The following is a 16,294-nucleotide window of genomic DNA, read 5'->3' as shown; positions in this document are numbered from 1 at the left end:
AAGGAAGGTGCAATTATGTCTAGTTTTTTCGGATTAAATATAGCTAAATCAGGATTGTTTGCAGCTCAAAAATCATTAAATACAGTAGGCCATAATATAGCAAATGCAAATACTCGTGGATATAGTAGACAGAGGATAGAATTAGTATCTAGCAACCCATTAAGTTCTCCAAATGGATCGGGAATGATAGGAACTGGGGTTGACTCAAAACATGTTACTCAAATAAGAAATGAATTTTTAGATATAAAATACAGAAGCGAAAATACAGTATACGGACAATGGGATTTTAGAAATAAATCACTTGAGGAAATAGAAGCTATAATGAATGAACCAGGGGATAGTGGAATAAGAAAGGTTATGGATGATTTTTTTAGTTCATTTGAAGAATTATCAAAGGATCCATCATCAATAACAACTAGAACAGTAGTTAGAGAAAGAGCTATAGCTTTTACTAACTCAATAAATCAAATGCATTCCCAATTTGATAATATGTTAAAAAATACTGATGCATCAATAGAATATACAGTAAATCAAATAAATACGTATGCAAACGATATAGCACATCTTAATGATCAGATATATCAAGCTGAACTAGGCGGATCTAATGCTAACGATTTAAGAGATCAAAGAAATGTTTTGCTGGATGATTTATCAGAGCTTGTAGATGTAGAAATAACTGAAGTTAGTCAAGGCAATGATAATCTTTCAAAGAAGATGAGAATTTGTATAAATGGACAACCTCTAGTAGCTCACGATAAAGTAGACCCTATAGTTATCCAAAAACAGCCTCATAAATACAAAGATGAATTAGGGATAGAATTTGACGTTAAAAGTATAGGTTTTAAATCTGGTTCTCCAATAAATACTAATAATATACAAGGTACATTAAAAGCTCAAATAGATATGAGAGACAATCTTAATGATGCAGATGGAGCCAAAGGAATTCCTTATTATATGAATAAACTAGATGAATTTGTAAGTAGATTTGCAGCAGAACTTGATGTTCAGCATTTTGCTGGATATGGACTAGACTCAGCAGGAACTGGAAATCTATTCTTTAAAGAAAGAGATATAGCAAAAGATACAATGGATTCTACTAAATTTACAACTAATGAAAAGCTTGGTTTAGGTGAAATACATGATCCTACAGGAATAATAAGTCCAGCACCTACACCTGCTGTAACATCTATAAAAGATTATATACAAAAACAAAAAGACTTAGGCAAGACAGAAAGTGAAGCTATAAAAGAATGGGAAGATACATATAAAGGATACACTTTAGCGTCTGATGATGAGGGTAACTGGTATGAAGTAGAAAAATTATCAGCTAAAGACTTACAAATATCATCTAAAATAGATAAAGATGTAGACTATATAGCAGCTGCAAAAAAACATACTGATGACGGCAAAGGTATAGCAGGAGATAATTCAAATATAAATGCAGTTTGGGATTTAAGACATGATGATGGCATGTTTACATGGGGTTCTCCAGATGACTTTATAAAATCTATGGTTTCAAATCTTGGAGTTGAAGCTCAAGAATCTCAAAGAATGGTTGATAATCAAGCGGTTCTTGTAACTCAAATAGATAATACAAGACAATCAATATCGGGAGTATCTATAGATGAAGAAATGTCTAACATGATTAAATTTCAGCATGCATATAATGCTTCGGCTAGAATGATAACAGCAGTTGATGAAATGATAGATGTTATAGTTAACAGAATGGGAAAAGTAGGTATGTAGGAGGTAGTATAATATGAGAGTAACTAACTCTATGATGGTAAACAGAATGATGATGAATATGAATAAAAATCTAGGTAAAATGAACAAGATGTATGAAGATTATGCTACAGGAAAGAAAATACACAGACCTTCTGATGATCCTGTACTTGTAGCTAGAAGTCTTAAAATAAATACTGATATAGCGGAAAATGAACAATTTAAGAAAAATATAAATGATGCCAGTTCGATACTAGATAAAACAGAAACATCTCTTAGGGAATTGAATTCTGTATTATTGAGGGTTAGAGAACTTACAACACAAGCATCGAATGGAGTTTTAACAAAAGGGGATACGCAAAATATTCAAGCAGAAGTTGAGCAACTTAAAGAGCAGATAATTAAAATATCTAATGATACATATGTTGGAAGACATATTTATTCGGGTTACAAAACAGATAAAAGTTATATGAATGAAAACGGAAGTTACAATCTAACGATGGATAAAGAAATTAGAAGTGATAATATAAAGGTGCCATTTACAGTAGCAACTCCGGATGATAAATTTGAACTTACAGTAACTGGGGTTGAGAGTGCAGATGGTATTAAAACTAGTGAAAAATATACAGTTAGTTTAACTAATAAAGCTTACAATAATACAGAAGAGTTAAGAACTGAGTTAGAATCAGCTATCAATACTCCTTTACCTGCAGGTAGCAAAACCTTTGAAGTTAAAATAGAAAACAACAATTTAGTCATAACTAATAAGAATATAAAAGATGATCAAAAGTTTGCATTAAAAATAGATAGTAAAGAACTTCAAAAACAATTAGGGCTAGAAACATTAAATGTATCTCAGAGTAATGAAAAAATAAAATACCATGTAGGAATATCTGCAGATTTAGATATAAATATAAGAGGAGACCAAGTATTTGGAGCTGTCCTTGATACAGATGAGGATGGAGTTGGAGATAAAACTCTTATGGATACTATGAATGACCTTATAAGTCACCTTGAAAAAGGAGATACTGATAAAGTATCTGGAATATTAGATGAAGTAGATGGACACAGAGAAAATATATCTAGATTAAAAAGTGAAATAGGAGCTAGAAGCAATACAGCAGAAACAATAAAAAATAGAATAGAGCAAACTGAGGTTAACTTTGCAAAATTATTGTCAGAAACAGAAGATACTGATATGGCGGAAACATCTATGAATTTTATGGCAATGCAAAGCGTATATCAAGCATCTCTTAATGTAGGTGCAAAAATTATACAACCAACACTTGTAGACTTTATAAGATAAATGAATCCCTAAATATTATTTAAAATAGTATTTAGGGATTCTTAATAATATAGTGCTGAAGCGAAAAATGAAGCTCATTGAAATACCGCTACTTAATCAATATTTTTATAAAACTAATAGATTCTGCTTTATAAAATATCCTAAAACTTCTTAAACTCCCTATGGTCAGACAAATAAGTTTCTTAACGGATATTTTAACAGCATAATCTAAGTTTTATTGAAAAATATTAATAAAAAGTATCTAACATTTTAATGAGCATCATTTTTAAGTATGGTTATTTAAGCATAGTATTCTTATAATCAGGTTAAATTACAAGAACTAGAAATATAAGTCATACTTATTATAAAGCGAATTTTAAAATAAATTATACATGGGGTGATCTTGGTGAAACTTAATACTACGTATTTTGGTGAAATAGATATAGAAGATAGTGAAATAATAAACTTTGACGATGGAATGCCAGGATTTGAGCATTTAAGTAAATTTATAATAATAAGAGAAGAAGAGTTAGTTATAGATTATCTTCAATGTATAGAAGAAGATATAACTTTTCCTATAATAAATCCATTCTTAATAAATAAAGAGTATGAGTTTAAAATACCAGACAATACTATAAAAAAACTAGACATAGAAAAACAAGAAGATGTATTAATATATACAATAGTAATAATACCAGAAAATATAAAAGAGATGAGAACTAATCTTCAAGGGCCTATTGTTATAAATACTAAATCTAAAAAAGGAAAACAATTAATATTAGATGAAAGATATCCTTTAAGATATATGATATTTGAAAAGGTAGGTGAGTGATATGCTCATACTAGGTAGAAAGTTAGATGAAAGCATAATAATCAATGAAAACATAGAAATAAAAATAATTGGAATATCTGATGGGAAAGTGAAAATTGGGATAGAAGCTCCTAGAAAAGTTGAAATACTTAGAAAAGAAGTTAAAGATGCTGTGGTTAATGAGAATAAAAAAGCAGTTGGAAAAATAGATATGAATAATTTGAAAAAAATATTAAAAAAATTATAAAAAAACTATAAAGTATATAAATATATATTCGATATATATCATGTAAAAGTTATTGGCCAATGACTTAAAAAATTAGGCAAGGATGCCAAAAAAATTCAAGGAGGAATATAAAATGATAATAAATCATAATATGAATGCAATGAATGCACACAGAAGAATGGGTTCAGCTCAAGGGCAACAAGCTAAATCTATCGAAAAATTATCTTCAGGTATGAGAATAAACAGAGCTGGAGATGACGCAGCAGGACTTTCTATATCTGAAAAGATGAGAGGACAAATAAGAGGTTTAAATCAAGCTTCTAGAAATGCTCAAGACTCTATATCACTTATTCAAACGGGTGAAGGAGCATTAGATGAAACTCATGCTATACTTCAAAGAATGAGAGAATTATCAGTGCAAGCAGCAAATGATACTAATGTTACAAAAGATAGAAGTGCTATAAAATCAGAAATTGATCAATTACAAAAAGAAATATCAAGAATTGCAAGTACAACAGAATTCAATACTCAAAAACTATTAACTGGAAGCTTTGCAGGTAAAAATTTCCAAATTGGTGCTAACGAAGGACAAACTATTGCATTAACTATTAAAACAATGAGTGCTGGAGCTTTATCGGTAAATAACTTAGATGTTAGTACTGCGACTAAAGCTGGTAGTGCAGTAACAAAAATAAATGACGCTATAAATAAAGTATCTTCGGAAAGATCTAAGCTTGGTGCATACCAAAATAGATTAGAGCATACTATTAAGAACTTAGATAACGCATCTGAAAACTTACAAGCAGCAGAATCAAGAATAAGAGATGTTGATATGGCTAAGGAAATGATGAACCAATCTAAGCAAAGTATTTTATCTCAAGCTTCTCAAGCGATGCTTGCTCAAGCAAACCAAGCTCCACAAGGAGTACTTCAATTATTAAGATAGTTAATAAAAAAGTAGAAGATTTAAATCTTTTACTCAGTTTAAAGACAAAACTTATGTATTTAGCTATGCTATACATAAGTTTTTCTTATTATTGGTGAAAATCACATGGTATATAGCTTTTATTCTGCTATTCATACACAAAATCACCTCTTTTGGAGTAGGATTCCATACCCAAAGAGTTAATTTTTTAAAATTAAGGTAAGTAAAAACAAGCAAAGCCTACATTTTATTTTTTTAACCCCCTTAAGGCTCGTATAATGTATACCATGCTTTTCTTTAATATCAGCAAAAACTCTTTCTATTGTTTGAGATTTAATTGGATAAACTTCTTTATTGTAGGAAGTGTGTCTTAAGTGTTTAGCTTCTTCCATATATTCTTCCTAAACATGTCTAGCTACAACTTTAGTCGTATTCTTACTATTAGTACATTTATTTAGATTAGGACAATTTTCACATATATTTTTATCAGATTTATATTCTGTATATCCATCTCTATTAGTTGTTGTATATTTCAATATCTTACCTTCAGGACAAAGATAGCAATCATAGTATTCATTATAAACAAACTCATATTTCTTAAAAAATCCTTTTTTAGTCATAGGTCTTTTATACGGAGTAACAGGAATAACATTATCATCTAATGAAGTTTTACATATATATGGGACTTTATATTCAGCATCAACAGCGATAGCTTTTGGTTTAAACTTTTCTTTAAGTCATTTATATAGGGGATCAAACATAACACTATCGTGTATATTAATAGTTTTTCTCAGAGAAGATATTCCAAACATATATTGTATTAATGCTATTTTTATTAATATAACTGGATCTAAACTAGGGCTGCCCCTGTCGGGAGAATAACAGCTTTCAACTAAATCATATATAAAATCAAAATTCATAGCATTTTCAATTTTTCTAACTCGATTATACTTGGATACCAAGTCATTAATGCAGAATGAGTTCATTTCATTTCTAGCATCTTCTAAACTTTTATATAACATAAAATCAACCTCCAAAATCATAAAATTTCTATATCAACCAACTTAAAATGAAGGTAATTTAAATGTTAGCTACTTTTGATTAATCTTTTACTATGAAACCCAGATTGTATCGTTTAAATAGCCTAAAAACTTCTAAAACTCCCTTACGGTCAAACAACGAAGTTTCTTAACGGATATTTAAACGATACAATCTCTAGTGTTATTAAAAGATTGATTAAGTAGCGGTATTTAAATTATTTTCATTTTTGCTTAAATATCTATTTATGATTATGGACAAACAAAGAGATGTTAATTACTTAGAATTAACATCTCTTTGTTAACAGTCTGAGTAGAAGATTTAAATCTTCTACTTTTTTTGTATAAGGAATACCACGGGTTAGACCTGTGGTTCAAAAAAGCTTATAGTTATGAGTAGAAAAAATAGAAACTCCAATGTAAAATTGATATTATCCCTAATAGGTAGACATATATAGAAAAACCGTATAGTCTAATCTAGCAGGCATAATTTTATGAATAAAGTTATTCATGAATTAGCACATAAAAACTCAATTAAGATATTATGTAAGATTGCAAGAGTTTCTAGAAGTGGATATTATAAATGGATACATAGACAAGAAATTCAAACTCCTAAAGATATTGAAGACAATAATATAAAAGAATTAATTAAAATATGCCATCAAAAATATAAAGGTATTTATGGATATAAAAGGATCAAAATATGACTAAAACGTGAGGATAAACTAACTATAAACCATAAAAGAGTTTATCGTCTAATGAAATAATTAGACATTAAAGCAAAGATTCTCAAACGTAAACCTAAATATTTTAAATCCAAGGAGAATGTAGTATCGGATAACCTTTTAAATCGTGATTTTAAGACAGATAGACAAGGTAAGAAATGGGTAACAGATATTACATACTTAATATTCGGAAAATATAGGCTTTATTCATCCGTAATTCTTGATCTATTTAATAATGAAATAGTAGCATTTAAAATTAGCGATAAAAATGATATAGATTTAGTCATTGATACTGTAAAATTAGCAAAAAGAAAACGCGATACTAAAAATGTCATATTAAATAGTGATAGGGGATTTCAATACACATCTAGAAGATACAATAACTTAATAAAAAGAAATAACATGTCATTTGGTATGTCTAGAAAGGGTAACTGCTTAGATAATGCATGTATAGAAAGCTTCTTTGGCCATTTAAAATTCGAGCTATTTCACTTTAAGAATTTTAAAAATCTAAAAGAAGTTATTAGTGCTGTAAAAAAATATATAAATTTTTATAATAATGAGAGATTACGGTTAAAATTAAACAACCTGACTCTTATTGAATATAGTAATCAGGTCGAATAATACGTTTTTTTTACGTGTACACTTGACCTGGGTGTGATCAGAACGGTACGTACGGTGGTGTGAGAGGACAGAAAATAAAATAATTATTTTCCTCCTACCCGACATTAACTTTTATTTTATTTTGACGATATATAAGTATATATTGGATTTGAAGGGTGGACACAGATGGGAAAAATGTTTAAAAGAAACATAGGTGTGTTAAAAGAATATTATGAAAAAGATTATGTAGATTATATTGTGGATTTTAATGATAATTATGAAATTGAAATTGAATTAACTAAAGAAAATACATATTCAATGAAATTAATAAATGAATGCAAGACTAGATATATAAATAGTAAATATTCACCTAAGAAAGAAGCTTATAGATTTATAGAGAATATAGGTGAATATAATGGGGAAAGTGTTTTTGTGATATTTGGTATGGGACCAGGTTATCACATATTAAAATTATTTGATTTGTTAACAGAAAATAATAAGATTATAATTATTGAGCCGAGTATAGAAGTTTTTAAAAAAGCTATCAGTATAAATGATTTTACAAAACTGATAAAATCAAAAAATATTTATTTTTGTATAGGTATGGATATAAACAAAGTTAAAAAAGCATTTAAAGATTTCGTATCTGTAAATGATTTATCAAATATTAGCTTCTTAACATTTTCTCAATGTGATAAAATATACGAAAAGTTTTATTTAGAGACAGTAAAAGAATTAAAATATTCAGTAATATATAATAAAGTTGAAGCTAATACAACAAATTATTTTTCTTATGAATTTAATCAAAATTTATTTGAGAATATAGATAGTATTACACATGGGAATGAGATACAAAAATTAAAAGACATATTTGCAGAAAAACCTGCAATAATAGTGTCGGCTGGTCCATCTTTGGATAAAAATATAAAATATTTAAAAAAAGCACAGGATAAGTCAGTTATTATAACTGGAGGAAGAACATTAAAAGCATTACTTGAAAACAATATTATTCCAGATATTATAGTTTCTGTAGATCCAGGAGAAATGGCTTATGATGTAATAAAGGATAGCTTAAAGCATAAACATAGTAAAATTTCATTAGTTACTACAGTGATATCCAACAGTAAAGTAATGAAAAATCACAAAGGAAAACAAATATATATAAACTGTCCTGAAACTATAGGGTTAATAAATGATATAACCGATAAATATATGGATGTTATATCTATGGGAGGATCGGTTGCAAATGCATGTTTTTCATTAGGTGATTATATGGGATGTAATCCTTTGATTTTGGTAGGTCAGGATTTAGCATTTACAGAAGGGAAAAGTCATGCAGAAAATTCAAAGACTGAGGGAAGTAATAATAAATCAGAAGAACTACATTTAGAAGTAGAAGATATATATGGAGCTAAAGTGTTTACTAGTTTTCCTCTATATACATATTTAAAATGGTTTGAAAATTATATAGAAAGTATACCAAATAAAACTGTTATAGATGCAACAGAAGGTGGAGCGAAAATAAAAGGAACAAATATATTAACATTAAATGAAACTATAGGAGAATATTGCAAAGAATATATAAATGCTAAATGTGTTTTAGATAGTAAATTGGAAAGTAAAAATATAGATAGGTTAAAAATTGATAAAGTAATATTTAATTTGAACAAAGTTAAACATGATATATTAAATTTAAAAAAATATGCCAAACAAGCAATTAAATTAAGTGATGAAATGTATAGATTATATGAAAAGGATAAATCAAAAAAATTAGGAGATATATTGATTAAGTTAGAAAAAATAGATAATAATATGTTGAAATCTAAGAATAGCAATATAGCGATTAATTATTTAGTAGAGCCTGTTATTTTAAACATAAATTTAGATAAAACCTTAAAAGAAAAGATAAATGAAACAGAACGAGAACAAGGTATGAGATTAGCTATGAAAAGTAAGTTATTATACAAAGGGATATATGAGAATGTAGATGTTACGTGTGAATTAATAGATAAATCTATAAAAAAACTAAAGGAGAGTATTGATAATGGATAATCAAAAACTAGAAATATTAAAAACTATTGGTGAGTATTTAGGGAAACTTATTCAAGATATAGGAGATACAATTGAATTATTTCAAAATGGAAATGAAGGTAAAGGAAATGAAAGGGTGGTAGAAATTATACAAGCTTTAAAGGATATAACAGAAGGTATAGATATTACAAGTGACATACAAAATGGAAAAATAGATATTTCTGAAATAAATGAACAGCTTATGGAAATGGTATGTGCATTAGAAAATAGAGATTATGTACTTATAGCTGATTTGTTAGAATATGAAATTAATCCAATATTAGAAAAGTGGCAAAATAAAATAACTGATATGATTGGAATGTAAAAAATGAATTTTTACAATAATAATATAGATATTTTAAAAAAAATAGATTTTAACTTATTTAATAAAATATCAAAAACTAATAAATCTGATTATACATATAATATTGTAAAAACTAAAGCCAATGATTATACTTTGGAAATTATAAATAATGATATATTAAATAATTATAAATGTTTTTTACATAGCAAATATAATCCACAAAAAGAGGCTACTTTATTTGCGAATGCTCAATTGGACAATAAAGCATGTGTTAATATAGTTTATGGGTTTGGTCTTGGATATCATATAGAAGAAATATTAAAAAAGTTAGATAAAAATAAAAAATTGTATGTAGTAGATATTAACTTAGAAGTTTTTAAATTAGCTTTAAAATTGAGGAATTTAAGTGAAATATTATTAGATAATAGATTAAAACTTATAATCTCTGATGATGAAAAATATCTTTCGAGTAAATTAAAAGGTTTATTGATAGAAGGAAATAAATTTTTTATTCATCCAGCATCTATAAAAACAATACCTAATAGATATGACAAATTTAAATTTGCTATTGAAAATTGGAATATTAAGAAAAGTCTTACAGATAAATGGGTAAATTTATTATCTAAAAATTTTGAAAAAAATAAAAGCATTAAGTGTGAAAACATAGGTGTTTTGTTTAATAAATATAAAAATATACCTATAGTTATAGTATCGGCAGGACCTTCTTTAAATAAGAATAAACAGCTACTTCACAATATAAAAAATAAAGCTTTTATATTTGCAGTGGGGTCAGCTTTAAAACCTCTTTTAGAGATAGGATTTAAACCAAATATGTTTTGCATAATAGATCCACAAGAAATAACATACAACCAAATAGAAGGATATGAAAATTTAGATATACCTTTAGTATTTTTAGATACAGCTAGTTCATATACTGTTTCTAGATATTTAGGACCTAAATATGTTGTGTGTAATGATATAAATAGAATAAAAAATAAAGATTATTTGATAGATTCTGGTGGTTCTGTAGCTACTGCAGTTATGGATATAGCTATAAAATTTGGAGGAAATCCAATAGTTTTTATAGGGCAGGATTTGGCATATACAAATAATCAACATCATGCTAAAGGAGATATGTATGGAGAAGAAGAAAAAGTAAAAAGCCTTCCTAATATGAGAAAGGTTAAAGGTCAAAATGGAGAAATTTTGAATACAACTTTAGGTCTTTTGAGTTTTAAGTATTGGATTGAAAATAAAATAAAAGATACTCTAAATGTAGATTTTATAAATTGCACAGAAGAAGGAGCTTTTATTGATGGATGTAAACATATAAAGCTAGAAGATTTTATAGAAGAGTATATTCTAAAAGAGAGGAAGTAGCTTTATGATTATACATATAGAACAAGCTAAAAAAAGAGGATATACAATAAAAGCAGAATTTGAAGATAGGCAAGTTTATATTCATAGTAAATATGATCCTATAAATGAAGCTATAAACAATATTAAAGATATAACAGAATGTAATGTAGATAATATATTTATACTATTAGGAATGGGTCTTGGATATAATCTTATAGAACTAGATAAATTAGTAAATGAAAATGCAGACATAATAGTATTAGAACCTAATAGAGAAATATTTAATTTAGCAAATCAAAATATAGAAATAAAAGAAATTCTTGAAAAATCAAATATAAAAGTTATATTAGAAGAAGATATAGAAAGTTTCGAATTTGAACTGAAAAATATTTTCTTGAAAAATCAATATAGAAATATAAAATTATATAGACTAAACTCTTACGAAAACATATATAAAAACTATTTCAATAACATAGAAGACATAATTTATATACAAAAAAAACAATTAAAGTTTCATATAGATACTGCGAATATTTTAGCTGAAAAAATAACTAAAAATTCTATATTTAATATAAAACATCTTATATATAGAGGAAACGATATAAACAAATTGAAAAATAAATTTAAAGGTAAATCAGCTATTATAGTTTCAGCAGGGCCATCTTTAGAAAAAAACATAGATAAATTAAAAAAAGCACAAAATAACTCTATTATAATCTCTGGGGTAAGGACATTAAAGCCTCTTTTAGAAAAAGGAATAAGACCTCATTTTATATGTAATATTGATCCTAATGATATTGCATATGAATTGGTTGAAAATCATATATGCGATATACCTCTTATAACATTATTAAATGCTAACAATAAGCTTATAAATAAATATAAAGGAAAAATTATATTTACTAATGATAAGTATTGTGAGGATCTAATATGTAAAATAGAAAAGAAGAGATATGACACACTTGAATCAGGTGCTTCAGTTGCAAACTATGCAACTTGTATTGCAAACTATTTAGGATGTAATCCAATAATATTTGTAGGACAAGATCTTGCATATACTGGAAACAAATATCATAGTGATATAGCTTCTATAGGTAAAAATGAAATTAACAAATTTGATAATGATTTAATTACTATAAAAGATATAAACAATAATGATATATTAACAAGTTCTAGTTTATATTATTTTTTATGCTGGTTCGAAGAATTTATAATGAACAATAATGATAGTATATATATTAATGCAACCGAAGGTGGAGCAAATATTAAAGGTACAGAAATCATGAGTTTAGATGATGCAATAGATACATATTGCAAATGTGAAATTAACATAAATGAATGTATTGATAATTTAATAAGTTATAAAAGTAATAATCAAATTAAAGAAAAAGTAGAAATGTTAAATAATGTATATAATAATTTAGAAAACAATAAAAAAAATATATATGAAAATATGAATTTATCTATGAAATTAATTGATTATTATGTTTTGAAAAGCGACATCGATATTGATCGTGTTTTAAATAAAATGGATGAATTAGACAATTCAATAGAAAGCTGTCAAGAGAATAATCTTTTAACATATTATTTGCAACCTAGCATGATAGATATTACATTGAATTATAGCGAAAAAATAAAAGAAAATGACCGAGATGCAGTTATTAGAATATCTAATCGGAACTTAAATTTATATAAAACAAGATATGAGGCCGTTTCAAAAATACAGAAGTATTTAGAAAAATTAATTGAAGTATTAAAAAATAAATATTATTAACATTTATATGATTTTAAATAGAATGACTTATAATAAACTCCTATATTTAACTTAACTAAGTTAAATATAGGAGTTTTTGTAATTTAGGATAAATTATAACATATATTCCGTTATATGATTGTGTCGATTTATTGATATTTTGGTATAATTATAGTAAAACATATGAAAACTTCTACCGATATAAATATAAGAACGATAAAAGGTACATTATTTTGATAAGTAGGTGTTAAGATGAATTACTATACAGATAAAAAAATACTTATAATAGGTGGAACAGGAACAATAGGTAAAAGGATGGTAAAAGAATTATTAAAGCAAGAACCATCTGTTATTAGGATACTGAGTAGAGACGAATATAAGCAATTTATTATGGAAAAGGAAATAGATGATATAAATAAAAGAAAATTAAGATTTTTAATAGGGGATGTTAGAGATTACGATAGAGTAGAAAGAGCTATGGAAGATATAGATATAGTATTTAATTTAGCAGCTATGAAACATGTTCCTTCATGTGAATATAACCCTTCAGAAGCTATAAAAACAAATGTAACGGGAATAGAAAATGTAATAAAAGCTGCAATACATCACAATATAGAAAGTGTTATTTTAACAAGTTCTGATAAAGCAATAAGCCCTACAAATGCTTATGGAGCTACTAAGCTTTTAGCAGAAAGGCTAATCCAAACTGCTAATTATACAAAAGGGAAAGCTAAAACAAAATTTGCAGCAGTAAGATTTGGTAATGTTATGGGATCACGTGGGTCTGTTATACCATTATTTAAGAAATTAATATTAGAACAAAGAGAAATATTGGTAACAAATCATGCCATGAGTAGGTTCATGATGACATTAACAGATGCAGTAAAACTTACTATGATTGCTGGAGAGCAAAGTATAGGTGGAGAAATATTTGTACTTAAAATGCCTATAATCAAGCTGAAAGATTTAGCAGAAGTTGTTGTTGAAGAAATTTGCAAAAAGTATGGTATAGATATTGATGATGTAAATATAAGAACTATAGGGTTAAGAGCTGGAGAAAAAATGTATGAGGAATTAATGACAGAAGAAGAATCAGAATTTGCTTATGATAGGGGAGATATGTATGCTGTAGGATCTATTACTTGTGGATTAGAGAATTATGAAAAAGCATATTCAAAATATAAAAAAGCAGATATAGGAAAGTATAGTTCACATGGGAAAAATCCTATAGATAAAGAAGAAGTTAGAAGATTAATACTTAGTGAAAAATTAATATAGTATGTAGGAGTGTGAAATTTAATATGAATATATTAGTAACTGGTGGAGCTGGATTTATAGGAAGATGGGTAGTTAAAAGATTATTAGAAGAGGGACATTGTATTGCAGCATTAGATAATTTATCTAATGGAAGGATTGAGAATATAGAAGAATTTAAAAATGATAATAAATTTAAATTTATAGAAGGAGATATAAAAGATGAACTTCTTTTAGATAAAATATTTAATGATAATAAATTTGATATAATTTATCACTTAGCAGCTTCTATAAACGTACAAGATAGTATAGATGATCCAAAAACTACATTTTATAATGACACAGTAGGAACCTTTAATATATTAGAAAGAGCTAAAATTCAAATGTTTGGTAAAAATGCAAAAATGGACGGAGATAAATGGATTTTAGATGAAAAAGAAGAAAAATATTCTTGTAAGGTAGTATTTATGAGTACATGTATGGTTTATGATAAATCTGATGAAAAAGGAATAAATGAACTTCATCCAACAAAACCAGTTTCTCCATATGGAGCTAGTAAAATAGCTGCTGAAAATATGGTACTCTCATACCATTATTCTTATAGAATACCAACAGTAGTTATTAGACCTTTTAATACATATGGACCTTTCCAAAAAACTGGAGGAGAAGGTGGAGTTGTAGCAATATTTGCTAAAAATGTACTTGAAGGAAAAGATTTAGACATATATGGAAGTGGAAAGCAAACAAGAGATTTACTTTATGTAAAAGATTGTGCAAACTTCGTGGTAGAATCAGGATATTGTGATAAAGTAAATGGAGAAATTGTAAATGCTGGAACAAGCAGAGATGTTACTATAAAGAAACTTGCGGATATTATATCCAAAGGATGTGTTAGTATAAATCACGTTAAGCATATTCATCCTCAAAGTGAAATTATGAAATTAAAATGTGATTATAGTAAAGCAAATAAATTAATAGGTTGGGAACCTGAATATACATTAGAAGAAGGAATAGAAGAAACTAAAACGTGGATAAAAACAACACAATTAATATAAAAAGATGTTAGAGGGGTTTAGGTATGAGTAAAGAATATAGTTTTGAAACAGAGGGGCATAAGAGTATTTATGTTAAAGATGAACAAGTTAATTACAATGATAGAAAATTCAATGTATGTTTCTCTATACCAGATAATGGTGTAAATTCAGATACAGGAATAATATTGTTTATATCTGGATTTGGGGGAAATGCAAATTCAAATGTATATAAGAAAATGAGAAAAGAATTTGCTGATAAATACAATATGGTTACCGTGCAATGTGATTATTTTGGATGGGAGTTTATGCAAGAACAAAAAAGTATATATTCTCCAAATTTCAATATAGATGAACTAAAAAAAAATTTTTCTGTTAAAGAGATAGAGTATATTTACAAAGATGGTAATTTTGACATATATAGATATTTAGAGATGGCTAGTAATTATAATATAAATGTAAAATTAAGAGCAGATTTATCTAATGAAAATTTAAGTAATTTTAATGATATGAGTATAATGCAAGCTATAGATAATATTACAGCGGTATTAAAAGTTATGGCTGTATTATATAATAATAACTATGAATTTAATACAAAAAAGGTAATAATATATGGGCATTCTCATGGTGCATATTTAGCATATTTATGTAATATATTTGCCCCTACTTTATTTTCATTAATAATAGATAATTCTGCTTGGTTATATCCGGGTTATATTAAAGAAAATAGATGTATTATTATGCCAATAAATAATATGATCCTAAATGTTGAATTTGATTATTTGGCTAAAACTATAGATATAGATGAGGATTTGATATCTTTATCTTATTTATATTCTAACTTTAAAAATAATTGTAATATAGTTAGTTATCATGGTATTACAGATAATCTTATTAGTCATAAATATAAAAAAAGTTTTTGTGAATCTATAGAAAACTGTACATATAATGAAATAAATGTACAGAGAGTTGATGGCAAGATATTTAAATCAACAAACCATGGGTTAGATGCGGATTTCTTAGAACTATTTGAATTAGCTTATCAAAAGTTTGCAGATACTTTTGATAAAGATTGTTCAATAGATTTACAAAATGATATTAATATAAAAACTAAAAATGGTGAATATTTGGTAAATTATCATGGTATTTTACCGAAGTTTACAATTTTAAATGTAACATAAAGGAGATT

The 16,294-nt window shown here is 26.7% G+C and carries 14 protein-coding genes and 1 pseudogene; 14 read left to right on the top strand and 1 reads right to left on the bottom strand.

Translation table 11 applies throughout. From position 1 onward, the window contains the following. Positions 1-15 precede the first annotated feature (15 nt). The 5 genes from flgK to Tmeso_RS08585 all read left to right on the top strand — a co-directional run bounded on the left by flgK (position 16) and on the right by Tmeso_RS08585 (position 4,990). Positions 16-1,746 carry a flagellar hook-associated protein FlgK gene (gene flgK, locus Tmeso_RS08605; protein WP_099190232.1) on the top strand — a complete coding sequence of 577 codons (1,731 nt, stop codon included), beginning with the start codon at positions 16-18 and terminating at the stop codon, positions 1,744-1,746. 13 nt (positions 1,747-1,759) lie between these two features. Continuing rightward, positions 1,760-3,028 (top strand): flagellar hook-associated protein FlgL, encoded by a 1,269-nt coding sequence (gene flgL, locus Tmeso_RS08600; RefSeq protein WP_099190230.1) that lies wholly within the window; start codon positions 1,760-1,762, stop codon positions 3,026-3,028. A 385-nt stretch (positions 3,029-3,413) separates the two neighbouring features. Beyond that, positions 3,414-3,839 (top strand): flagellar assembly protein FliW, encoded by a 426-nt coding sequence (gene fliW / locus Tmeso_RS08595; RefSeq protein WP_099190228.1) that lies wholly within the window; start codon positions 3,414-3,416, stop codon positions 3,837-3,839. A gap of 1 nt (position 3,840) precedes the next feature. Further along, complete coding sequence (csrA, locus tag Tmeso_RS08590; protein ID WP_099190226.1) at positions 3,841-4,065, top strand: carbon storage regulator CsrA; 225 nt, start codon at positions 3,841-3,843, stop codon at positions 4,063-4,065. A 112-nt stretch (positions 4,066-4,177) separates the two neighbouring features. Continuing rightward, entirely contained in the window at positions 4,178-4,990 is an 813-nt protein-coding gene (locus tag Tmeso_RS08585) for a flagellin N-terminal helical domain-containing protein (RefSeq protein WP_099190224.1), read from the top strand. 150 nt (positions 4,991-5,140) lie between these two features. Here the strand turns inward: Tmeso_RS08585 and Tmeso_RS16830 are convergent. Further along, a pseudogene (locus Tmeso_RS16830) lies at positions 5,141-5,991 on the bottom strand (transposase); the annotation flags it as partial. 509 nt (positions 5,992-6,500) lie between these two features. On the opposite strand from Tmeso_RS16830, the gene Tmeso_RS08565 reads away from it, so the two are divergent. From Tmeso_RS08565 to Tmeso_RS08525, 9 genes are all read left to right on the top strand, one after another. After that, the gene (locus tag Tmeso_RS08565) at positions 6,501-6,713 is read left to right on the top strand and encodes a hypothetical protein (protein ID WP_099190216.1); all 213 of its coding nucleotides are present in this window, start codon (positions 6,501-6,503) and stop codon (positions 6,711-6,713) included. Positions 6,714-6,779: 66 nt separating this feature from the next. After that, a complete protein-coding gene (locus Tmeso_RS17160; protein WP_099190214.1) occupies positions 6,780-7,355 on the top strand; it encodes an IS3 family transposase in 576 nt (191 codons plus the stop codon). 165 nt (positions 7,356-7,520) lie between these two features. Further along, a complete protein-coding gene (locus tag Tmeso_RS08555; protein ID WP_099190212.1) occupies positions 7,521-9,386 on the top strand; it encodes a motility associated factor glycosyltransferase family protein in 1,866 nt (621 codons plus the stop codon). Then, positions 9,379-9,729 (top strand): hypothetical protein, encoded by a 351-nt coding sequence (locus Tmeso_RS08550; RefSeq protein ID WP_099190210.1) that lies wholly within the window; start codon positions 9,379-9,381, stop codon positions 9,727-9,729. The genes Tmeso_RS08555 and Tmeso_RS08550 overlap by 8 nt, the downstream gene beginning before the upstream one ends. Positions 9,730-9,732: 3 nt before the next feature. After that, entirely contained in the window at positions 9,733-11,088 is a 1,356-nt protein-coding gene (locus Tmeso_RS08545; RefSeq protein ID WP_099190208.1) for a motility associated factor glycosyltransferase family protein, read from the top strand. A 4-nt stretch (positions 11,089-11,092) separates the two neighbouring features. Continuing rightward, entirely contained in the window at positions 11,093-12,841 is a 1,749-nt protein-coding gene (locus tag Tmeso_RS08540) for a motility associated factor glycosyltransferase family protein (RefSeq protein WP_099190206.1), read from the top strand. Positions 12,842-13,072: 231 nt separating this feature from the next. Continuing rightward, positions 13,073-14,098 carry an SDR family NAD(P)-dependent oxidoreductase gene (locus Tmeso_RS08535; protein WP_099190204.1) on the top strand — a complete coding sequence of 342 codons (1,026 nt, stop codon included), beginning with the start codon at positions 13,073-13,075 and terminating at the stop codon, positions 14,096-14,098. Positions 14,099-14,121: 23 nt separating this feature from the next. Further along, positions 14,122-15,129, top strand: coding sequence for a dTDP-glucose 4,6-dehydratase (locus tag Tmeso_RS08530; RefSeq protein WP_099190202.1), 1,008 nt, complete (start codon positions 14,122-14,124; stop codon positions 15,127-15,129). A gap of 23 nt (positions 15,130-15,152) precedes the next feature. Continuing rightward, the gene (locus Tmeso_RS08525; RefSeq protein WP_099190200.1) at positions 15,153-16,286 is read left to right on the top strand and encodes a DUF2920 family protein; all 1,134 of its coding nucleotides are present in this window, start codon (positions 15,153-15,155) and stop codon (positions 16,284-16,286) included. Positions 16,287-16,294: the final 8 nt, after the last annotated feature.

The sequence above is a fragment of the Tepidibacter mesophilus genome (assembly GCF_002724055.1).
GTDB classification, from domain to species: domain Bacteria; phylum Bacillota; class Clostridia; order Peptostreptococcales; family Peptostreptococcaceae; genus Tepidibacter_A; species Tepidibacter_A mesophilus.
Note: the sequence above shows the minus strand (reverse complement) of the source record. Positions and strands in the feature narration are given on the sequence as shown.